Below are 19,401 nucleotides of genomic sequence, written 5' to 3'. Positions count from 1 at the left end.
ATAATTGATGAACAAGTAAGCTCATGACGCCCTGTCGTCAGATGAAGGGCTGAGCGGTACTGGCCGATTCGCAGCAGGTCGGATACTGTATGAATATACAGATAAAGGAGTCCGCCGATGGTTAGTCCTCTGCCTCCCCGCGGCCGCGGCACCGCAACCAACCCGCACAACCGCTTTGCCCCCAACCATTCAGTGGCTGAGGACGACGGCTGGTATCAGGAAGTGCCGCTCACCCAAGGCACCGAGGTGAGCATCGAAAGGGCAAAAACCATCATTACCCGTAACACTTCACCGGACTTGCCCTTCGATCGCTCGATCAATCCCTACCGCGGCTGCGAGCACGGCTGCATCTATTGCTACGCACGTCCCAGTCACGCCTATTGGGACATGTCGCCGGGGCTGGATTTCGAGACAAAACTGATTGCCAAGACCAACGCCGTGGATGTGCTGGAGGAGCAGCTCTCCAAACGTGGCTATCAATGTGCGCCGATCAACCTCGGCTCCAACACCGACCCCTATCAGCCGATTGAGCGTGAATACAAGATCACCCGGCAAACCCTCGAAGTACTCCTGCGTTACCGGCACCCGGTGACCATCGTCACCAAGGGATCGCTGATTCTTCGCGACCTGGACGTGCTGACCGAGCTCGCCAGCCAGAGACTGGTGGCGGTAATGATCAGCCTGACCACCCTGGACGACGAACTCAAGCGCATCCTCGAACCCCGCGCGGCGGCGCCCAAGGCCCGGTTGCGGGCGATCAAGGTCATGCGCGATGCAGGCATTCCGGTGGGCGTGCTGTGTTCACCGATGATCCCGATGATCAACGACAGCGAACTCGAAAGCCTGCTCATCGAGGCCCATGCGGTCGGGGCGCAAAGTGCTGCTTACATGATGTTGCGCCTGCCGCTGGAAGTGGCGCCGCTGTTCGAAGAATGGCTGGGTGCCCACTATCCGCAACGGGCGGCGCATGTGCTGAGCCTGATTCGTCAGAGCCGTGGTGGTGAACTCTACGACAGCCGCTTTGGTGCTCGAATGCGCGGCGAAGGCCCCTTCGCCGACCTGCTGGCACAGCGCTTTGCCAAAACCATCAAGCGCCTAGGGCTCAATCGCCGGGAAGGCTTTGACCTGGACTGCAATGCCTTTTGTCCGCCCGGTCGCCAAATGTCGTTGATTTGAGGACAATTGGCCTATGGTTGAGTACTGAAGAGCGCGCTCAGGCCTTAGGCTGGTCACGTTTTTTTTGACCTGGAACACGCGTCCTAGAGCGTTTTATTCAGTTTCAATTAAGATTCGGCCGCTACCTTGTTCATCGAGTGACTGATGGGTCGAAATGCTTGACCTGGATGTTTTTTAACCAGCCACTGGCTTCACACCGGACCACACGGGAAGATTCCCTGACTTCGCCAATGAGGATGAATCATGAGTGACAAGGATAAACAGCCGTTGGCTGCGTCGGCTTCAGCCCAACCCGAGGCGGAAACCGCCGATGCAGCGTTGCAGCACATCGTTGACGGCTTTTTGCATTTTCATCATGAGGTCTTTCCCCAGCAGGAAGAGCTCTTCAAGAAACTCGCCACGGCCCAGCGGCCACGAGCGATGTTCATTGCCTGCGCCGATTCGCGCATCGTTCCCGAGTTGATCACCCAGAGCTCCCCCGGCGACCTGTTCGTGACCCGTAACGTCGGCAACGTCGTGCCGCCTTACGGGCAAATGAACGGTGGTGTTTCCACGGCCATCGAGTACGCCGTACTGGCTCTGGGGGTGCATCACATCATCATTTGCGGGCATTCCGACTGCGGCGCCATGCGCGCGGTGCTCAACCCGGACAGTCTGGAAAAAATGCCCACGGTCAAAGCCTGGCTGCGTCATGCCGAAGTGGCCAAAACCATGGTGCAGGAGAACTGCAACTGCTCTAGCGAAAGCGAAAGCATGCACATCCTTACCGAAGAGAACGTGATCGCTCAATTGCAGCATCTGCGCACCCATCCGTCGGTGGCCTCGCGCATGGCCAACGGTCAGTTATTTATTCACGGCTGGGTCTACAACATCGAAACCAGCGAAATCAAAGCGTACGACGCCGATCAAGGCTGTTTCCTGCCGCTCAATGGCAGCCTGCCAATTCCCGTGGCGACGCCCAAAGCGCGCTTCTAAACCCTCCTAAATCGTTGTGTGGTTCAGCTGAGGCTGCCGTTCAGGCAGCCTGGTTTTGCCATGCCTGAAGAAAACTTCGGGAGACTCACCATGCGTGCTGCTCGACTCAAAGCTGTTCTGCCACGGGAGCTGCTGGCTTCGGTGGTTGTTTTTCTGGTCGCCCTGCCCCTGTGCATGGGCATCGCGATTGCCTCGGGGCTGCCGCCGGCCAAAGGTCTGATCACCGGCATCATAGGTGGTCTGGTGGTCGGCTGGTTGGCTGGCTCGCCGCTACAAGTCAGCGGCCCGGCGGCGGGCCTGGCCGTTCTGGTATTCGAACTGGTCCGCCAGCACGGCATCGCCATGCTTGGGCCCATACTGTTGCTGGCAGGTTTTCTGCAACTGGTGGCTGGCCGTTTGAAGCTGGGTTGCTGGTTTCGGGTGACGGCGCCTGCGGTGGTGTACGGCATGCTGGCCGGGATTGGCGTGCTGATTGTTCTGTCCCAGGTGCATGTGATGCTGGATGCCGTGCCCAAGCCCTCGGGTCTGGATAACCTGGCGGCCTTCCCGGCGGCGCTGGCTCAGGCGTTGCCCTCGTTTGGCTGGCAAGCCGGTTTGCTCGGTTTGTCGACGATCGCCGTCATGTGGCTGTGGGAGAAATTCCGTCCGAAATCCCTGCGCTTCGTTCCTGGCGCGCTACTCGGCGTCGGTCTGGCCACGCTTGCCAGCCTGGTGCTGGCGTTGCAGGTCAAACGGGTCGAGGTTCCGGCCAACCTGACGGAGGCCATCGACTGGCTGAAGCCAGCGGATCTGCTCAACCTGGCTGATCCGACCTTGCTGATCGCGGCGTTTGCCGTGGCCTTCATCGCCAGCGCTGAAACCTTGCTCTCAGCCGCCGCGGTTGATCGCATGCACAGTGGTCAGCGCTCGGACTTCGACCGGGAATTGTCGGCGCAAGGTATCGGTAACATGCTGTGTGGCCTGCTAGGGGCGTTGCCGATGACCGGCGTTATCGTGCGCAGCTCGGCGAACGTTCAGGCCGGAGCAACCACGCGGTTTTCGACCATTTTCCACGGCCTGTGGTTGTTGGCGTTCGTGCTGTTGCTGTCCAGCGTGCTGCAAAGCATTCCGGTGGCGAGCCTGGCGGGCGTGCTGGTGTACACCGGTTTCAAACTGGTGGATCTCAAGGTCTTCCGTGGTTTGGGCCGGTATGGCCGGGCGCCGATGTTCACCTATGCGGCAACTGCGCTCGCCATCGTTTTCACGGACCTGCTGACCGGCGTGTTGATTGGCTTCGGCCTGACGCTGGTGAAACTGGCGCTGAAAGCCTCGCGGTTGAAAATCAGCCTGATCGACCTGCCCCGGGAAGGGGAAATGGAATTGCGTCTGGCAGGCGCGGCGACCTTCCTCAAAGTGCCGGCGCTGACCCAGGTGCTGGGTAGTATTCCACCAGGCGCGACGGTGCATGTGCCGCTCAATAATCTGAGCTACATCGATCACTCGTGTCTGGAGTTGCTGGAGGAATGGGGTCGGGCGAATGCGGCCAAGGGTTCGAAGCTGATGATTGAATCGCGGGGGTTGAAGCGCAGACTTGAGGGGCGGGTGCGGACGAATACTGGCGTCGGCGCGGCCGGGTAGATAACAGTGCGGGAGCGGGCTTGCTCGCGAAGGCGGTGGATCAGCCAACACATATGTTGGATGTGAAACCGCATTCGCGAGCAAGCCCGCTCCCACAGGGGATTGTGTTTACCGATGGATCAAGCCGCCGGCTGATCCAGTTCCAGGCCTACGCCCAAGCGGCGGGACATGCACGGCCAGCGTTTCCACGCGGCGCCGGTGTCCGGGCTGTTGAGCTTTTCACGGTAGGCTTCCACCGACTCCAGTGCGAAGCTTTCGTCGTTGAGCATCTCGTCGATGGCGTGATGCACCACTTCGTCCAGTTGGTTGGCGAACGACTCACCGATCAATTGGTGAGCAATCAGGTTGGCGACAGTCATGTCCAAGGGGATCAGTGGCTGGCCGAAATGCTTGATGTACAGGTCATTGACCTCTTCGACAAACCGGTGCGCCAGATAGGCCTCATCCAGCAGGCTGTCGAGCCCGACATGGCCGGCCATGATGGCTGGCGGCTGGAGGAAGTACTGCTCGGCGATTGCCAGCACCGGTTTGATCTGTGACTCAATGCCCGCTTCCCTGGCGACTTCATTGGCTGCATCCAGCAGATCGGGCACTTCTTCGATGTAGGCGGCGACAAATCGCGTCAGTACGCCGTTGGTATCGGTCTCCGGCAATTGGATCGCCGGGTGCAGATGAGGCAGTTTACTTGCCAGCTGACGCGTCAGCAGACCGGTCTCGGCTTCGTGTTGTTGGGCTTTTTGGATCTGCTCGCGCAATGCGGCGGTGTTCATGAAAACTCCAGGAAACAAGGCAATGAAATAGGGAAGACATAACTTAGCTGGCTTACGAAAAATGCTAAGACGCATTTGTCATAATTATTTCATCCTTGAGACGGCCCCGTTATATCGATTAGCCACCACTCGTCTGCATCCTTCTCCATTCGTACCCTGCAAAGCAAGTTAATGCTGTTTCAGACGATTTACGCCTTCGCATTGCGAGGTCAGAGGTGCTGTCTATACTCGGGTTGGAATGGAGTTAGCTGATGACGCCCGACTGCATGTGCAGCAAGGCCCGGTGCTCAAGTTCGTAGTCTGATGCAGCCGCTCCCTTGCCGCAGGTGAAAGCCGGCGGGATAACAAGAACGATAAGGGGAACCCGCAATGATGCGACATCCACATGTCTGGATGGGCCTCCTGTTGTGGTCGATTTTCAGTCAGGCGCAAGCGGCCTGGACTGTGAATATGGCGCCTGGAGCGACTGAAATCAGTCACGCAGTATTCGACCTGCACATGATCATTTTCTGGATCTGTGTGGTGATCGGCATCATCGTTTTTGGTGCCATGTTCTGGTCGATGATTCTCCACCGCCGCTCGACCGGGCAGGTGGCCGCCAAATTTCATGAAAGCACCACCGTCGAAATCCTCTGGACCATCGTGCCCTTCCTGATCCTGGTGGCCATGGCGATTCCCGCTACCGCAACCCTGATCAAGATGTACGACGCCAGCGAGCCGGAAATCGATATCCAGATCACCGGCTACCAGTGGAAGTGGCACTACAAATACCTGGGCCAGGACGTCGAGTTCTTCAGCAACCTGACCACCCCCCAGGATCAGATCCACAACAAGGAAGCCAAGGGCGAGCATTACCTGCTCGAAGTCGACAAGCCATTGGTGCTGCCGGTCGGCGCCAAAGTGCGCTTCCTTGTGACCTCCGCCGACGTGATCCACTCCTGGTGGGTGCCGGCTTTCGCGGTCAAGCGCGATGCGATTCCCGGGTTCGTCAATGAAGCCTGGACCCGTATCGACAAGCCCGGCATCTACCGTGGCCAGTGCGCCGAGTTGTGCGGCAAGGATCACGGCTTCATGCCGACCGTGGTCGAGGTCAAGGAAAAGGCCGATTACGAAAAATGGCTGGCCGATCGCAAGACCGAGGCCGCGCAGCTCAAAGAGCTGACCAGCAAGGAATGGACGCTCGACGAGCTCAAAGAGCGCGGCGACAAGGTCTATCACACCACCTGCGTGGCCTGTCACCAGGCCGAAGGCCAGGGTCTGCCGCCGATGTTCCCGGCACTCAAGGGCTCGAAAATCGCCACCGGACCGAAAGACGCTCACCTGAGCATTGTCTTCCACGGCAAGCCTGGCACTTCCATGGCCGCATTCGGCAAGCAACTCTCGGAAGTCGATATCGCGGCGGTCGTGACCTATGAACGTAACGCCTGGGGCAACAACAAGGGCGACATGGTCACGCCTAAAGAAGTGCTGGAGCTGAAACAGGCGGAAAGCAAATGACCCGGTCTATTGCGCACTTAAGGAACCGGTCGGGGCTACGTACCCCGGCCTGCCCAGCCCATCTGTTTGCAGGAGACAGAACATGACTGCTGTAATCGATGAACATGTTCATACCGCCACCGACCACGCCCACGGCCCCGCCAAAGGCCTGATGCGCTGGGTGCTGACCACCAACCACAAGGACATCGGTACGCTGTACCTGTGGTTTGCATTCTCCATGTTCCTGCTTGGCGGTTCGTTCGCGATGGTGATTCGCGCCGAGCTGTTCCAGCCGGGGCTGCAGATCGTCCAGCCGGAATTCTTCAACCAGATGACCACCATGCACGGCCTGGTGATGGTCTTCGGTGCGGTGATGCCGGCCTTCGTCGGCCTCGCCAACTGGATGATCCCGCTGATGATCGGCGCGCCGGACATGGCCCTGCCGCGCATGAACAACTTCAGCTTCTGGCTGTTGCCGGCGGCGTTCCTGATGCTGGTGTCGACCCTGTTCACTCCGGGTGGCGGGCCGAACTTCGGCTGGACGTTCTATGCGCCGCTGTCGACCACCTACGCGCCGGAAAGCGTGACCTTCTTCATCTTCGCCATCCACTTGATGGGGATCAGTTCGATCATGGGCGCGATCAACGTGATCGCCACCATCCTCAACCTGCGCGCCCCCGGCATGACGCTGATGAAAATGCCACTGTTCGTCTGGACCTGGCTGATCACCGCGTTCCTGTTGATCGCGGTGATGCCGGTACTGGCGGGTTGCGTGACCATGATGCTGATGGACATCCACTTCGGCACCAGTTTCTTCAGTGCCGCCGGCGGCGGAGACCCGGTGCTGTTCCAGCATGTGTTCTGGTTCTTCGGTCACCCCGAGGTGTACATCATGATCTTGCCGGCCTTCGGTGCCGTCAGTTCGATCATTCCGGCGTTTTCGCGCAAGCCACTGTTCGGCTACACCTCGATGGTCTACGCCACGGCGAGTATCGCGTTCCTGTCGTTCATCGTCTGGGCGCACCACATGTTCGTGGTCGGCATTCCGCTGGTGGGCGAGTTGTTCTTCATGTACGCCACGCTGCTGATTGCGGTGCCAACGGGCGTGAAGGTGTTCAACTGGGCCAGCACCATGTGGCAAGGCTCGCTGACTTTCGAGACGCCGATGCTGTTTGCCGTGGCGTTCGTGATCCTGTTCACCATCGGTGGTTTCTCCGGGTTGATGCTGGCCATCGCTCCGGCGGACTTCCAGTACCAGGACACCTACTTCGTGGTCGCGCACTTCCACTATGTGCTGGTGCCGGGGGCGATCTTCGGGATCTTCGCCTCGGCCTACTACTGGCTGCCGAAATGGACCGGCCACATGTACGACGAAACCCTGGGCAAGCTGCATTTCTGGCTGTCGTTCATCGGCATGAACCTGGCCTTCTTCCCGATGCACTTTGTTGGACTGGCGGGCATGCCGCGACGGATTCCGGACTACAACCTGCAGTTCGCCGACTTCAACATGGTGTCGTCGATCGGCGCATTCATGTTTGGCGCCACGCAGATCTTCTTCCTGTTCATCGTGATCAAGACCATTCGCGGCGGCCCGCCGGCACCGGCCAAACCGTGGGATGGGGCTGAAGGCCTGGAGTGGAGCATTCCGTCACCGGCGCCGTATCACACCTTCACCACGCCGCCGGAAGTGAAATGAAACGCCTCGGTCCTGTGGGAGCTGGCTTGCCTGCGATGCATGCGACGCGGTGTGTCAGGCAGGCCGCTATCGCGGGCAAGCCCGCTCCAACAGGGTTCTGCGTGGAGGGCTTGGCCCATGGCTGACTCGATTTCGTTGAAGAAACTGGTCACGCGCCTGCTGACCGTGGTGGTGGCAATGTTTGTCTTCGGCTTTGCGCTGGTGCCGATCTACGACGTGATGTGCAAGGCCTTCGGCATTAATGGCAAGACCGGCGGGCAGTACGAGGGTGAGCAAACGGTCGACACCTCGCGCCAGGTGCGCGTGCAGTTTCTGTCGACCAACACCGCCGACATGCCGTGGGACTTTTACCCAAAGCATGACGAATTGACCGCGAACCCGGGGGCGGTGAACGAAATGATATTCATCGCCCACAACCCCACCGATAAACCGATGAGCGCCCAAGCCGTGCCGAGCATCGCGCCCAGCAACGCGGCGGCGTACTTCCACAAGACCGAATGTTTCTGCTTTACCCAGCAAGTGCTGCAGCCCGGTCAACGGATCGAGATGCCGGTGCGTTTCATCGTTGACCGTGACATGCCCAAGGATGTGAAGCACCTGACGCTGTCTTACACGCTGTTCGATATCACCGCCCGACATCCACCGGTAGCTGTAAACACTGGCGGCTGAGCGTGCCCGATAAGGAGAACAATAAATGGCAACTCATGAACATTATTACGTCCCGGCCCAGAGCAAATGGCCGATCATCGCCACGGTCGGCATGTTCGTCACGGTGTTTGGCCTGGCCACCTGGTTCAATGATCTGAAAGCAGCGCGTCCGGAATCCCACGGCCCGCTGATCTTTTTCGTCGGTGGCCTGTTGCTGGCCTACATGCTGTTCGGCTGGTTCGGCACGGTGATCAAGGAAAGTCGCGGCGGCTTGTACAGCGCACAGATGGATCGCTCGTTCCGCTGGGGCATGAGCTGGTTCATTTTCTCGGAAGTGATGTTCTTCATCGCCTTTTTTGGCGCGCTGTTTTATGTCCGTCACATCTCCGGGCCGGCGCTCGGTGGTGAAGGTGCCAAAGGCATCGCGCACATGCTGTGGCCGAACTTCCAGTTCACCTGGCCGCTGCTGAGCAACCCCGACTCGAAACTGTTTCCGCCGCCCAAGGAAGTCATCAGCCCCTGGGGTCTGCCATTGCTCAATACCGTGTTGCTGGTGAGTTCCAGCGTGACCGTGACCATTGCCCACCACGCTTTGAAAAAGGGCCATCGCGGCGCACTGAAACTCTGGCTGGCGCTCACCGTAGTGTTGGGCTGTGCGTTCCTCACCTTCCAGGCCGAAGAGTACATGCACGCATACCGCGAGCTGGGTCTGACCCTGGGTTCGGGCATCTACGGCGCGACATTCTTCATGCTCACCGGATTCCACGGCGCCCATGTGACCATCGGCACCATCATCCTGTTCGTGATGCTGATGCGGATCATGCGCGGGCACTTCGACAGCGAGCACCAGTTCGGCTTCGAAGCGGCGAGCTGGTACTGGCACTTCGTGGATGTGGTGTGGATCGGGCTGTTCGTTTTCGTCTATGTGCTTTAAAGCGGCTTGTAGGAGCGAGCTTGCTCGCTCCTACAGCTACCACGGGACATTGGAAACCAGTTGGCCGCTGAAAAAACCCCAGGCGATCAGGCCGAGGGTAAGGGCGGCCAGCGTCACTCGCACACTCAAGGCAATGACGAGGCGGTTTGAGCGGCTGTCGTCCTTGACCAGAAAAAACAGGCCGCTGAACAGGCTGACAACCGTGGCAATCAGCATCAGGACGATGGCTGCTTTGAGCATGGTGAGACTCCAGGGGGACAAGCGATGCACTTGAGTATAGCTATCGCGATGACCGACTTTCTGGCGATGCCATGAAGCGCTTTCGGCCGGGTATCGTGCCAACGTTGGTGGTCGCGCTGTTGCTGCCGCTACTGGTGTCCCTGGGGTTCTGGCAATTGAGTCGGGGCGCGGAGAAAGGCGCGCTGCTGCAAACCTACGCCGAACGCCGGGCCGCCGAGCCGATGGCCAGTACCGAACTGCAACACACGACAGACCCGGCCTTCCGTCGGGTTCACCTGTACGGCCAGTTCGATGCCGAACACAGCCTGCTGCTGGATAACAGTCAACGCAACGGCAAGGTCGGCGTCGAGCTGTTGCAACCCTTTCACGATCTGGCCTCCGGGCTTTGGCTGCTGGTCAATCGCGGCTGGTTGCCTTGGCCGGAGCGTCGCACACCACCGCAATTCAAGACACCTGCCGAAGCAGTCAGCCTCGACGCGTGGGTCTACGTCTCCCCCGGGGCGACGTTCCAATTGCACGCAGATCCCACAACATTGACATGGCCGAAGCTGATTACGGCCGTTGAGCCAGAAAAGCTCTGGACAGCATTGAGCCGCGAAGGCTTTGCCTACGAACTGCGCGCCGAAACCGGCCCCGCCATCTATCAGGCCGACTGGCCAGTAGTCGCCATGGGCCCGGAAAAACACATCGCTTATGCCGTGCAGTGGTTCGCCATGGCGATCGCCCTGTTCGGTCTTTATCTCTATCTCGGCTGGCACAACGCAAAGGAGAAACACCATGGGAGCGGCCATGAATCCACCCAGCATGTCTGAGGCGAAACCTTCGGTGAACCGGCGCAAGGGCCGTATGCAATTGCTGCTGATCCTGCTCGGGGTGATCGGTCCGATGATCCTCGCCACAGGCATGTACAAGCTGAACTTCTGGGTGCCCGAGGGCCGCAGTTATCACGGCGAACTGATCGGCAACGGCCAGACCCGCGCGGACATCGGTGTGCAGGCCCAGGAAGCTCGCTGGCAGATACTGGTGACGGCGCCCAAGGAATGCGCGGTGGACTGCCAGCAACTGGTGTATCTGGCGCGGCAAGTCCAGATCGGCCTCGGCCGTGATGCGTCCCGCGCCAGCCATGCATTGGCCGCCGCGCAGACGCTGAACAGCGATTACGAGACTAAACTTCAACGCGAGTACCCGCAGTTGCAACGCTATTCACTGGATTTGCCTGCCTACACTAAAGGCGCTCAGAGCAATGACGCGCCGCACCTGTGGATCATCGACCCCCACGGCAATCTGGTGCTGCGCTACGACCCGTCGGTGAAGGGCAAGGACCTGCTCAACGATCTGCGCCACCTGCTGAAACTGTCGAACATCGGATAAGGGCATCGTCATGGCCAAGCCTGGATTTCGCCTCGCGCTGTTTGCCACCTTGCTGGCACTGATTGTGGTGTTGCTCGGCGCCTACACCCGCCTGACCCACGCCGGCCTCGGCTGCCCGGACTGGCCCGGCTGCTACGGCTTCATCAGCGTGCCGAAAAGCGAAGCCCAGCTGGCCCATGCCGAATTGCATTTCCCGGACGCTCCGGTCGAGGCCCACAAGGGCTGGAACGAGATGCTCCACCGCTACTTCGCCGGCACGCTGGGGCTATTGATCGCGGTGTTGGCCGGTCGTTCGTGGGTGCATCGCCGCCATCCCGGGCAACCGGTGAAGCTGCCGTTGTTTCTGTTGGCGGTGGTTTTTGGCCAGGCCGCGTTTGGCATGTGGACGGTAACGCTCAAGCTCTGGCCGCAGGTGGTCACCGGGCATTTGCTGGGCGGCTTCGCGACCTTGAGCCTGTTGTTTCTGCTGACCTTGCGCCTGTCCGGCGTACTGCCGGCGCTGACCGTGCCACGACGTTTGCAACACTGGGCGACGGCGGGGCTGTTGCTGGTGATCGGGCAAATCGCCCTCGGCGGCTGGGTCAGTTCCAATTACGCCGCCGTGGCCTGCATCGACTTTCCGACCTGCCACGGCCAGTGGTTGCCAGCGGCGGACTTCGCCAACGGCTTTCACCTGACCCAGCACATCGGCCCGAACTACCTCGGCGGGCAACTGGACAGCGACGCCCGTACGGCGATTCACCTGACCCACCGCATCGGCGCGTTACTGGTCACACTGGTATTGCTCGGTCTGGCCTGGCAACTGAAAGCGGTCGGCATGACGCGCCTGGCAGGCCTGGTGCTGATCGCCCTTGGCGCACAAATCACCCTGGGCATCAGCAACGTGCTGTTCCATCTGCCGCTGCCGGTGGCCGTCGCACATAACGCGGGCGGCGCGGCGCTGTTGCTGACCATGGTGCTGGTCAATTACCACGCCCGAACCAGTCTGGTCCGGGTCAAGCAAGCGCGCTGGCACTTCAGCCCGCGTAAACACTCAGCCGGGCCCATAACAATAAAAGGAGAGATGCCATGGCGATTCTGATCGGCGAACGTCCCAGTCAGGCGATCTGGCGTGACTACCTGGAACTGACCAAACCCAAAGTCGTGGTGCTGATGCTCATCACTTCGCTGGTGGGGATGTTCCTTGCGACCCGTGCCGGAGTGCCGTGGACGGTGCTGATTTTCGGCAACCTGGGCATCGCCCTGTGTGCCGGTGGCGCAGCGGCGGTCAATCATGTGGTGGACCGGCGCATCGACGCGGTGATGGCGCGCACCCACAAACGGCCGCTCGCCGAAGGCCGGGTTTCGCCGACCGCCGCGCTGACGTTCGCGCTGGTATTGGCGGTCCTCGGACAAGCCATGCTGCTGGCGTTCACCAACCCGCTGACTGCATGGCTGACCCTCGCCTCGTTGCTCGGCTACGCGGTGGTCTACACCGGATTCCTCAAGCGCGCGACCCCACAGAACATCGTCATCGGGGGGCTGGCCGGTGCCGCGCCGCCATTGCTCGGCTGGACGGCCGCCACCGGTCACGTCAGCGCCGAGCCACTGCTGCTGGTGCTGATCATCTTCGCCTGGACCCCGCCGCACTTCTGGGCGCTGGCGATCCACCGCAAGGAGGAATACGCCAAGGCCGATATCCCGATGCTGCCGGTCACCCATGGCGAGCACTACACCAAGATTCACATCCTGCTTTATACCTTCGCATTGCTTGCCGTCAGCCTGATGCCTTATGTGATCCACATGAGCGGCACGCTCTACCTGGTCTGCGCGCTCGGGCTGGGCGCGCGGTTTCTGCAATGGGCCGTGGTGCTGTACCGTGGCACTCGGCCGCACGCGGCGATCAACACGTTCAAGTACTCTATTTACTACTTGTTCCTGCTGTTTATCGCCCTGCTCGTAGACCACTACTTACTGTTGAACCTATGACTCGAACCCAGAAAACCGTCTTCATACTCGTCGCCCTGGTCGCACTGATCCTGGGCCTGACCGTCAACAAGGTATTGTCCGGGAAAAACCAGGGCGATCCGACGGCGCTGATCGACGCCGGCATCATCTTGCTGCCGCAGAGCCGTAATCTGCCGGACGTGACGATGACCAATCAGGACGGCCAGCCGGTCGCGATCAATGAATTGAAAGGCAAGTGGAGCCTGCTGTTCTTCGGCTACACCTTCTGCCCGGACATCTGCCCGACCACCCTCGCCCAGTTGCGGCAGATCAAGAGCGAGTTGCCGCCCGAGGCTGTGGATAAATTGCAGATCGTGCTGGTCAGCGTCGATCCGAACCGCGATACACCCAAGCAACTGAAGCAGTACCTGGGCTACTTCGACTCGCAGTTCATTGGCCTGACCCCGGCGTCGACTGATGAGCTGCAAACGATCGCCAACGCGGTGAGCATTCCGTTTATTCCGGCGGACACCAGCAAGCCGAACTACACCGTTGACCACAGCGGCAACCTCGCTGTGATCGGGCCGGACGGTACCCAGCGCGGGTTTATTCGGGCGCCGTTGAACAATGCGAAGCTGGTGGCGCAGTTGCCGGTGATGCTCAAGCGCAACTGAAAACACCACCAAACCCTGTGGGAGCGGGCTTGCTCGCGAAAGCGGTGGTTCAGCCGACATTGATAGTGGCTGACACACCGCCTTCGCGAGCAAGCCCGCTCCCACAGGGGTCTATGTTTCAAGGTACAAAAAAGGGGACGCACTTGGCGTCCCCTGTTTCGTTGCAGCAGTCGATCAGAACGCCGGCACCACCGCGCCTTTGTACTTCTCGAGAATGAAGGCCTTCACTTCCGGGCTGTGCAGGGCAGCCACCAGTTTCTTCATCGCTTCGCTGTCCTTGTCATCCGGACGAGCCACCAGAATGTTCACGTAAGGCGAGTCGCTGCCTTCGATGAACAGCGCGTCCTTGGCCGGATCGAGCTTGGCTTCCAGCGCGTAGTTGGTGTTGATCAGCGCCAGGTCGACCTGGGTCAGCACGCGCGGGATGGTCGCGGCTTCCAGTTCGCGGATTTTCAGGTCCTTGGTGTTCTCGGTGATGTCCTTCACGGTCGACAGGATGTTGTTCGAATCCTTCAACTTGATCAGGCCCGCCTTGGCCATCAGCAACAGTGCACGGCCGCCATTGGTGGCATCGTTCGGGATGACCACGGTGGCACCGCCAGGCAGTTCGGCAATGGTCTTGTACTTGCTGGAGTAAGCGCCCAGGGGCTCCAGGTGCACGCCGGCCACGGAAACCAGGTGGGTGCCCTTGGCCTTGTTGAACTCATCCAGGTACGGCTGGTGCTGGAAGAAGTTGGCGTTCAGGCGCTTTTCCGCGACCTGCACGTTCGGCTGGATGTAGTCGGTGAATACCTTGACCTTCAGGTCCACGCCTTCTTTGGCCAGGGCCGGCTTCACGAATTCGAGGATCTCGGCGTGTGGCACCGGAGTGGCCGCGACGGTCAGGGTCTCGGCCGCGTGGGCCGAGAATGCGGCAACAGCAGCGAAGGCGACGAGTAGTTTTTTCATTCAGCTAACTCCTTGTGCGGCACCGTTTCCGGCGCCTGCCAGCGTATGGCCGGCTCATGTCTTGTCTTATTTACGGGAGAAATGCACAACCAGTTTGTCGCCGACGGTTTGCAGCACCTGGACCAATACCAGCAGCAATACCACCGTCACGACCATCACATCGGTCTGGAAACGCTGGTAACCGAAACGGATCGCCAGGTCACCCAGACCACCGGCGCCCACGACACCGGCCATCGCCGTGTAGGAAACCAGTGTAATGGCTGTCACCGTAATCGCCGCGAAGATGCCCGGACGCGCCTCCGGCAGCAAGGCGTTGGTGATGATCTGTCGCGTGGTCGCCCCCATGGCCTGGGTCGCTTCGATAATGCCGCGATCCACTTCACGCAGGGCGGTTTCCACCAGGCGCGCGAAGAATGGCGTGGCACCCACCACCAGCGGCGGGATCGCACCGGCGACACCGAGAGACGTGCCGGTGATCAGCACGGTGAACGGAATCATCACGATCAACAGGATGATGAACGGCAGCGAACGCAGAATGTTCACCACCAGCGACAACATCGCGTAGACGCCTTTGGCTTCCAGCAACTGGCGCGGGCTGCACAGGAACAGCAGCACGCCCAGCGGCAAACCGAGCAGCACGGTGAACAACAGCGAACCGCCGAGCATCAGCAGGGTGTCGCCGGTGGCCAGCCAGATTTCGAACCAGTCGATATTGGCGAAGAAACTTGTCAGGGCTTCCATTAGCGCAGCACCTCCATGTGGACGTCGGCTGCGGTGAAGCGGGCAAAGGCCGCTTCCATGTCACCGCCGGTCACGGCCAGGGTCAGTTGCCCGTAAGGGATGTCTTTGATGCGGTCGATACGACCGGCCAGGATGCTGTAGTCCACACCGGTTTCCCGGGCGACAGTGCCCAGCAGCGGCGCGTAGGTCGCTTCGCCCTGGAAGGTCAGACGCAGGATGCGCCCCGGCACGTGAGCGAAGTCGTCACGCTGTTCGCTTTCGTCGATCTGCTCGTCTTCCTGCACGAAGCGCTTGGTGGTCGGGTGTTTCGGATGCAGGAACACCTCGGCCACCGAGCCTTGCTCGACGATCACGCCGGCGTCCATCACGGCTACCTGGTCGCAGACCCGGCGGATCACGTCCATCTCGTGGGTGATCAAGACGATGGTCAGTTTCAGCTCGCGATTGATCTCGGCCAGCAATTGCAAGACCGATGCAGTGGTTTGCGGGTCGAGAGCGCTGGTGGCTTCGTCGCACAGCAGGATTTTTGGCTTGGTCGCCAGGGCGCGGGCAATGCCGACACGCTGCTTTTGCCCACCGGACAATTGCGCTGGGTACTTTTTCGCATGGTCGGACAAACCGACCCGCGCCAGCAACTCGGCCACGCGCGCATCGATCTCGCTGCGCGACAGCTCGCCGGCCAGGGTCAGTGGCAGCGCGACGTTGTCAGCGACAGTCTTGGAGGCCAGCAGGTTGAAGTGCTGGAAAATCATCCCGACCTGTTGACGAAAGCGGCGCAGACCATTGGCGTCGAGAGCGGTGACTTCTTCACCGTCGACGATGATCTTGCCGCCACTGGCGTTTTCCAGGCGATTGATCAGACGCAGCAGGGTACTTTTTCCTGCGCCGGAATGACCGATCAAGCCGTAAACCTGCCCGTTCTCAATCGTTAGATTGGTCGGATGCAGGGCGGGGATTTCCTTACCGGCGACGCGGTAGGTTTTATGGACGTTTTGAAACTCGATCACGTAGCGAACCTTGTGGGGCGCGTTAGAAAAGGATCAGCGGTTAGCCGGGCGCGCATTTTAGCCTGTCCGTATAGAGGTTCTTAGCATTTATTTCGCATTTGTCCTGTCATTTGGCAATAACGCGATCAAAGGTCAGAAAAAAGGAACGGCTGAAGAAGCTCGCCCAAGGCCGAAGGCAATTTCGACCTGGTGGGCAGCATCGGGTTTGGGGCAGGGAGGCGAAGGTCAAGCGATTCCGGCCTGAGAGTTTTACTGCCAGATAGGACGCCTTCGCGGGCAAGCCCGCTCCCACATGGGGCCTGCGGCGGTCACAGATCCAATGTGGGAGCGGGCTTGCTCGCGAAGCTTTTTAAGGTTTACGAGGCGTTAGAACCATCTGCGCCGGAACACTGCGCAAAATCTGCCGCTCCAGCTTCAGATCAAACTCAGGATCGAGTTTCTTCACCCGTTTGGTCAACAAGTTAGCCAGCCAAGGGTAATCGTTGGTGCGTGGAGCCTGAATGCTCACGTCGCACTGAAAATTCACCACATCGGCGGCGATGGCATCCAGTTGGCGACGCAGTTTGCCCATATCGTTGATATTCAGCACAACCGTGGTGCTTTCAGCCGTCAGGTCGACAACCTTGGCTTTTGGCTTGGCTTCGGCAGCCTTGAGGGCGGCTTCGGCTTTTTCCAGCTCAGCCTTGCGCGCCTGGGCAATCGAGCCGTTGACTCCGCCGGTCAGTGCCGGAGCCTTGGGCATCAACGCGCGGGCACGGCTCAGGGCGGTCGCGGCGGCATCCACATCACCCTTTTGCAGCACGCTCTGGCTGCGGCGCAGATAGGCTTCGGCCAGTTGCCGCTGGTATTGCTCAAGGGACGCATCGTTGGGCGATGCGGCCTGCAAGGCTGCCAATTGGTCTTCGGCGATGGCCAGTTCATCGCTGGCGATGTTTTGTTCCAGCTGTACGATGGCCGTGGCCCGCGCATCGGCGGCCTCGGTGGCCGCCGGTGGCGTGCTTTGGCAGGCGCCCAGCAGCAAAGAAAATGCGACAAGGAGCAGATAACGGGAGGCGAACGACTTCATTCCTGCGACTCTCTATTTGCGCAAAAAACGAGCAAGTCTACACCCCTCGACGGGGCAGAACAAAACTCAGCAGAAATAGCGCGGCGGCCGTCACCACAATCGACGGGCCGGCCGGGGTGTCCTTGAACCAGGACAGCGCCAGTCCGCCACACACGGCGAGTATGCCCAGCAGGCTCGCGCCCAGTGCCATCTGCTCCGGCGAGCGGGCGTGACGTTGTGCCGCAGCCGCCGGGATGATCAGCAACGAAGTGATCAGCAATACGCCAACGATTTTCATCGCCACGGCAATCACTACGGCGATCAACAGCATCAGGGCCAGGCGCAATCCCGCCACCGGCAGGCCTTCGACCCTGGCCAGTTCTTCGTGCACCGTGATTGCCAGCAATGGGCGCCACAACGCAACCAGCAAGAGCAGTACCGCAGCGCTACCGCCAAGGATCCAGGCCAGATCGCTCGGGCTGATCGCCAGCAGGTCGCCGAACAGATAAGCCATCAGGTCGATCCGCACTTCGTGCATGAAGCTTAGTACCACCAGACCTAGAGAGAGCGTGCTGGGTGCGAGAATCCCCAAAAGCGTGTCGGATGCCAGCGGCTGGCGTTGTTGCAAAGTCACCAACATCACCGCCAACAGCAAGCAGCCTACGGTCACGGCAACGGTCGGACTGACATCCAGCAGGAAGCCCAAGGCCACCCCGAGCAATGCCGCGTGGGACAGGGTGTCGCCGAAATAGGCCATGCGCCGCCAGACCACGAAAGACCCCAGCGGGCCTGCGACGACGGCCAGAGCCAGGCCTGCAAGCAGGGCGTAGAGCAGAAAATCAGCCATGCTTGCAGCTATCTCCGTGAACATGGGGTTGGCCCGACGCGGGCGCCTTGACCACCGAGCCATGCAAGTCGTGGGCGTGGTCGTGGTGGTGGTGATAAATCGCCAGGCTTTGTGCGTTCTTTCCGAACAGCTCGACGAAAGCCGGATCGCCGCTGACCTGCTCGGGATGACCGGAACAGCAGACGTGACGATTGAGGCAAACCACCTGGTCCGTGGTGCTCATCACCAGGTGCAAATCGTGGGAGACCATCAGCACGCCGCAACCATGACGGTCACGCAGGCGGGTGATCAGGCTGTACAGCTCGGCCTGGCCGGCCACGTCGACACCCTGTACCGGTTCGTCGAGTACCAGCAGTTCCGGTTCGCGCAACAAGGCCCGGGCCAGCAACACGCGCTGCATTTCGCCACCGGAAACGCTTTGCACCGGGCTGTCGATCACCTGTTCGGCGCCCACTTCCTTGAGTGCCGCCAAGGCCATCGCACGGTCCACGCCCGGTACCAGGCGCAAGAAACGCAGGACTGACAGCGGGAGAGTCGGATCGACATGAAGCTTTTGCGGCATGTAACCGACCCGCAGTTTCGGCTTGCGCCAGACGCTGCCGCTGTCCGGTTTCAACAGGCCGAGCACGGCACGTACCAGGGTGGTTTTGCCAGCGCCGTTGGGGCCGATCAGGGTAACGATCTGCCCCGGCTCGACGCTCAGCTCGATGTTGTCCAGCACTGGTTGCCCGGCGAACGTGACCGCAACCTGCTCAAGACGGATCAGTGCGTTGCTCATCAAGCCCCCTGGCAACCGGAGCAGAGACCGACCACTTCAACGGTCTGGCCTTCGACGACAAACCCGACATCCCTGGCGCTGGCGATGATCGCGTCGCTGATGGATTTTTGCTCAAGTTCGATTGCGGCGTGGCATACACGGCAGATCAGGAACTGACCCTGGTGAGCATGTTCCGGGTGATTGCAGCCGATGAAGGCGTTGAGCGAGGAAATCCGATGGACCAAGCCGTTTTCCAGCAGGAAATCCAGCGCACGGTACACCGTCGGCGGCGCGGCGCGGCGACCGTCCTGCTCGCTGAGGACCGCGAGAATGTCGTAGGCACCCAGCGGCTTGTGGCTTTGCCACACCAGTTCCAGCACTCGCCGGCGCAGCGCGGTCAGGCGCAGGCCTTGACGTGCGCACAGGGCATCGGCCTCGGACAAAGCGCTGTGAACGCAATGTGAGTGGTCGTGGGGACGGCTGGCGATCGGTGTTTTTAGCATGAGCGGCGACGACGTTTGTGAGAGACGTTATTATGTTACCCGTTCTCGCC

21 protein-coding genes are annotated in these 19,401 nt (G+C 60.3%); 12 read left to right on the top strand and 9 right to left on the bottom strand.

The features are described 5' to 3' along the window. Nucleotides 1–117: 117 nt before the first annotated feature. The 3 genes from KGB28_RS06385 to KGB28_RS06375 all read left to right on the top strand — a co-directional run bounded on the left by KGB28_RS06385 (nt 118) and on the right by KGB28_RS06375 (nt 3,768). Nucleotides 118–1,176: a PA0069 family radical SAM protein gene (locus tag KGB28_RS06385; protein WP_223443544.1), complete on the top strand. Its 1,059-nt coding sequence runs from the start codon at nt 118–120 to the stop codon at nt 1,174–1,176. Between the two features lie 243 nt (nt 1,177–1,419). Beyond that, nucleotides 1,420–2,151 carry a carbonic anhydrase gene (locus tag KGB28_RS06380; RefSeq protein ID WP_102669518.1) on the top strand — a complete coding sequence of 244 codons (732 nt, stop codon included), beginning with the start codon at nt 1,420–1,422 and terminating at the stop codon, nt 2,149–2,151. 90 nt (nt 2,152–2,241) lie between these two features. Further along, nucleotides 2,242–3,768 carry a SulP family inorganic anion transporter gene (locus KGB28_RS06375; protein ID WP_223443543.1) on the top strand — a complete coding sequence of 509 codons (1,527 nt, stop codon included), beginning with the start codon at nt 2,242–2,244 and terminating at the stop codon, nt 3,766–3,768. 119 nt (nt 3,769–3,887) lie between these two features. On the opposite strand, the gene KGB28_RS06370 is transcribed toward KGB28_RS06375, so the two are convergent. Then, nucleotides 3,888–4,538 (bottom strand): hypothetical protein, encoded by a 651-nt coding sequence (locus tag KGB28_RS06370; RefSeq protein ID WP_223443541.1) that lies wholly within the window; start codon nt 4,536–4,538, stop codon nt 3,888–3,890. A gap of 369 nt (nt 4,539–4,907) precedes the next feature. Between KGB28_RS06370 and coxB the strand changes: the two genes are divergently transcribed. From coxB to KGB28_RS06350, 4 genes are all read left to right on the top strand, one after another. After that, a complete protein-coding gene (gene coxB, locus KGB28_RS06365) occupies nt 4,908–6,035 on the top strand; it encodes a cytochrome c oxidase subunit II (RefSeq protein ID WP_150728159.1) in 1,128 nt (375 codons plus the stop codon). Nucleotides 6,036–6,117: 82 nt separating this feature from the next. After that, on the top strand, nt 6,118–7,710 hold the full coding sequence (gene ctaD, locus KGB28_RS06360; RefSeq protein ID WP_223443540.1) for a cytochrome c oxidase subunit I: 1,593 nt from the start codon (nt 6,118–6,120) through the stop codon (nt 7,708–7,710). Nucleotides 7,711–7,827: 117 nt separating this feature from the next. After that, complete coding sequence (locus KGB28_RS06355) at nt 7,828–8,379, top strand: cytochrome c oxidase assembly protein (protein WP_223443538.1); 552 nt, start codon at nt 7,828–7,830, stop codon at nt 8,377–8,379. Between the two features lie 25 nt (nt 8,380–8,404). Continuing rightward, nucleotides 8,405–9,292: a cytochrome c oxidase subunit 3 gene (locus tag KGB28_RS06350; protein WP_223443537.1), complete on the top strand. Its 888-nt coding sequence runs from the start codon at nt 8,405–8,407 to the stop codon at nt 9,290–9,292. A gap of 36 nt (nt 9,293–9,328) precedes the next feature. Here the strand turns inward: KGB28_RS06350 and KGB28_RS06345 are convergent, their stop codons facing one another. Then, on the bottom strand, nt 9,329–9,532 hold the full coding sequence (locus KGB28_RS06345) for a twin transmembrane helix small protein (RefSeq protein ID WP_154909723.1): 204 nt from the start codon (nt 9,530–9,532) through the stop codon (nt 9,329–9,331). A 71-nt stretch (nt 9,533–9,603) separates the two neighbouring features. Between KGB28_RS06345 and KGB28_RS06340 the strand changes: the two genes are divergently transcribed. Genes KGB28_RS06340 through KGB28_RS06320 form a run of 5 tightly spaced genes read left to right on the top strand, consistent with a single transcriptional unit; the run spans nt 9,604 to nt 13,503 of the window. Further along, the gene (locus KGB28_RS06340) at nt 9,604–10,344 is read left to right on the top strand and encodes an SURF1 family protein (RefSeq protein ID WP_223443535.1); all 741 of its coding nucleotides are present in this window, start codon (nt 9,604–9,606) and stop codon (nt 10,342–10,344) included. Continuing rightward, entirely contained in the window at nt 10,310–10,903 is a 594-nt protein-coding gene (locus tag KGB28_RS06335; protein ID WP_223443532.1) for a hypothetical protein, read from the top strand. Before KGB28_RS06340 ends, KGB28_RS06335 begins: the two co-directional genes overlap by 35 nt. A gap of 10 nt (nt 10,904–10,913) precedes the next feature. Beyond that, nucleotides 10,914–11,984 carry a COX15/CtaA family protein gene (locus KGB28_RS06330; RefSeq protein WP_223443530.1) on the top strand — a complete coding sequence of 357 codons (1,071 nt, stop codon included), beginning with the start codon at nt 10,914–10,916 and terminating at the stop codon, nt 11,982–11,984. Next, nucleotides 11,972–12,871: a heme o synthase gene (cyoE, locus tag KGB28_RS06325; protein ID WP_008045805.1), complete on the top strand. Its 900-nt coding sequence runs from the start codon at nt 11,972–11,974 to the stop codon at nt 12,869–12,871. Before KGB28_RS06330 ends, cyoE begins: the two co-directional genes overlap by 13 nt. Next, entirely contained in the window at nt 12,868–13,503 is a 636-nt protein-coding gene (locus KGB28_RS06320; RefSeq protein ID WP_223443527.1) for an SCO family protein, read from the top strand. The genes cyoE and KGB28_RS06320 overlap by 4 nt, the downstream gene beginning before the upstream one ends. A 174-nt stretch (nt 13,504–13,677) precedes the next feature. Here the strand turns inward: KGB28_RS06320 and KGB28_RS06315 are convergent, their stop codons facing one another. The 7 genes from KGB28_RS06315 to zur form a co-directional block, all read right to left on the bottom strand. Next, a complete protein-coding gene (locus tag KGB28_RS06315) occupies nt 13,678–14,451 on the bottom strand; it encodes a MetQ/NlpA family ABC transporter substrate-binding protein (protein WP_223443525.1) in 774 nt (257 codons plus the stop codon). Between the two features lie 66 nt (nt 14,452–14,517). Further along, nucleotides 14,518–15,192 carry a methionine ABC transporter permease gene (locus KGB28_RS06310; RefSeq protein ID WP_008002212.1) on the bottom strand — a complete coding sequence of 225 codons (675 nt, stop codon included), beginning with the start codon at nt 15,190–15,192 and terminating at the stop codon, nt 14,518–14,520. After that, nucleotides 15,192–16,199 carry a methionine ABC transporter ATP-binding protein gene (locus KGB28_RS06305; RefSeq protein ID WP_223443523.1) on the bottom strand — a complete coding sequence of 336 codons (1,008 nt, stop codon included), beginning with the start codon at nt 16,197–16,199 and terminating at the stop codon, nt 15,192–15,194. The genes KGB28_RS06310 and KGB28_RS06305 overlap by 1 nt, the downstream gene beginning before the upstream one ends. A 349-nt stretch (nt 16,200–16,548) precedes the next feature. Beyond that, complete coding sequence (locus tag KGB28_RS06300; protein ID WP_223443521.1) at nt 16,549–17,265, bottom strand: PA5502 family lipoprotein; 717 nt, start codon at nt 17,263–17,265, stop codon at nt 16,549–16,551. A 37-nt stretch (nt 17,266–17,302) separates the two neighbouring features. Then, on the bottom strand, nt 17,303–18,091 hold the full coding sequence (znuB, locus tag KGB28_RS06295; RefSeq protein WP_223443519.1) for a zinc ABC transporter permease subunit ZnuB: 789 nt from the start codon (nt 18,089–18,091) through the stop codon (nt 17,303–17,305). Continuing rightward, the gene (gene znuC, locus KGB28_RS06290; RefSeq protein ID WP_007989407.1) at nt 18,084–18,869 is read right to left on the bottom strand and encodes a zinc ABC transporter ATP-binding protein ZnuC; all 786 of its coding nucleotides are present in this window, start codon (nt 18,867–18,869) and stop codon (nt 18,084–18,086) included. The genes znuB and znuC overlap by 8 nt, the downstream gene beginning before the upstream one ends. Continuing rightward, nucleotides 18,869–19,351, bottom strand: a complete 483-nt coding sequence (gene zur, locus KGB28_RS06285) for a zinc uptake transcriptional repressor Zur (protein WP_008045818.1) — start codon at nt 19,349–19,351, stop codon at nt 18,869–18,871. The genes znuC and zur overlap by 1 nt, the downstream gene beginning before the upstream one ends. Nucleotides 19,352–19,401 lie beyond the last annotated feature (50 nt).

This window comes from Pseudomonas sp. BF-R-19, from assembly GCF_019956445.1.
In the GTDB taxonomy this organism is placed as follows: domain Bacteria; phylum Pseudomonadota; class Gammaproteobacteria; order Pseudomonadales; family Pseudomonadaceae; genus Aquipseudomonas; species Aquipseudomonas fluorescens_BH.
The sequence above is the reverse complement of the archived record's forward strand: the minus strand, read 5'-3'. Positions and strand labels throughout refer to the sequence as shown.

Bases quoted from the DNA above. Each gene is read 5' to 3' on its own strand.
- KGB28_RS06385 (WP_223443544.1), top strand. From the start codon at position 118: ATGGTTAGTCCTCTGCCTCCCCGCGGCCGCGGCACCGCAACCAACCCG.
- KGB28_RS06380 (WP_102669518.1), top strand. From the start codon at position 1,420: ATGAGTGACAAGGATAAACAGCCGTTGGCTGCGTCGGCTTCAGCCCAA.
- KGB28_RS06375 (WP_223443543.1), top strand. From the start codon at position 2,242: ATGCGTGCTGCTCGACTCAAAGCTGTTCTGCCACGGGAGCTGCTGGCT.
- KGB28_RS06370 (WP_223443541.1), bottom strand. From the start codon at position 4,538: ATGAACACCGCCGCATTGCGCGAGCAGATCCAAAAAGCCCAACAACAC.
- coxB (WP_150728159.1), top strand. From the start codon at position 4,908: ATGATGCGACATCCACATGTCTGGATGGGCCTCCTGTTGTGGTCGATT.
- ctaD (WP_223443540.1), top strand. From the start codon at position 6,118: ATGACTGCTGTAATCGATGAACATGTTCATACCGCCACCGACCACGCC.
- KGB28_RS06355 (WP_223443538.1), top strand. From the start codon at position 7,828: ATGGCTGACTCGATTTCGTTGAAGAAACTGGTCACGCGCCTGCTGACC.
- KGB28_RS06350 (WP_223443537.1), top strand. From the start codon at position 8,405: ATGGCAACTCATGAACATTATTACGTCCCGGCCCAGAGCAAATGGCCG.
- KGB28_RS06345 (WP_154909723.1), bottom strand. From the start codon at position 9,532: ATGCTCAAAGCAGCCATCGTCCTGATGCTGATTGCCACGGTTGTCAGC.
- KGB28_RS06340 (WP_223443535.1), top strand. From the start codon at position 9,604: ATGAAGCGCTTTCGGCCGGGTATCGTGCCAACGTTGGTGGTCGCGCTG.
- KGB28_RS06335 (WP_223443532.1), top strand. From the start codon at position 10,310: ATGGGAGCGGCCATGAATCCACCCAGCATGTCTGAGGCGAAACCTTCG.
- KGB28_RS06330 (WP_223443530.1), top strand. From the start codon at position 10,914: ATGGCCAAGCCTGGATTTCGCCTCGCGCTGTTTGCCACCTTGCTGGCA.
- cyoE (WP_008045805.1), top strand. From the start codon at position 11,972: ATGGCGATTCTGATCGGCGAACGTCCCAGTCAGGCGATCTGGCGTGAC.
- KGB28_RS06320 (WP_223443527.1), top strand. From the start codon at position 12,868: ATGACTCGAACCCAGAAAACCGTCTTCATACTCGTCGCCCTGGTCGCA.
- KGB28_RS06315 (WP_223443525.1), bottom strand. From the start codon at position 14,451: ATGAAAAAACTACTCGTCGCCTTCGCTGCTGTTGCCGCATTCTCGGCC.
- KGB28_RS06310 (WP_008002212.1), bottom strand. From the start codon at position 15,192: ATGGAAGCCCTGACAAGTTTCTTCGCCAATATCGACTGGTTCGAAATC.
- KGB28_RS06300 (WP_223443521.1), bottom strand. From the start codon at position 17,265: ATGAAGTCGTTCGCCTCCCGTTATCTGCTCCTTGTCGCATTTTCTTTG.
- znuB (WP_223443519.1), bottom strand. From the start codon at position 18,091: ATGGCTGATTTTCTGCTCTACGCCCTGCTTGCAGGCCTGGCTCTGGCC.
- znuC (WP_007989407.1), bottom strand. From the start codon at position 18,869: ATGAGCAACGCACTGATCCGTCTTGAGCAGGTTGCGGTCACGTTCGCC.
- zur (WP_008045818.1), bottom strand. From the start codon at position 19,351: ATGCTAAAAACACCGATCGCCAGCCGTCCCCACGACCACTCACATTGC.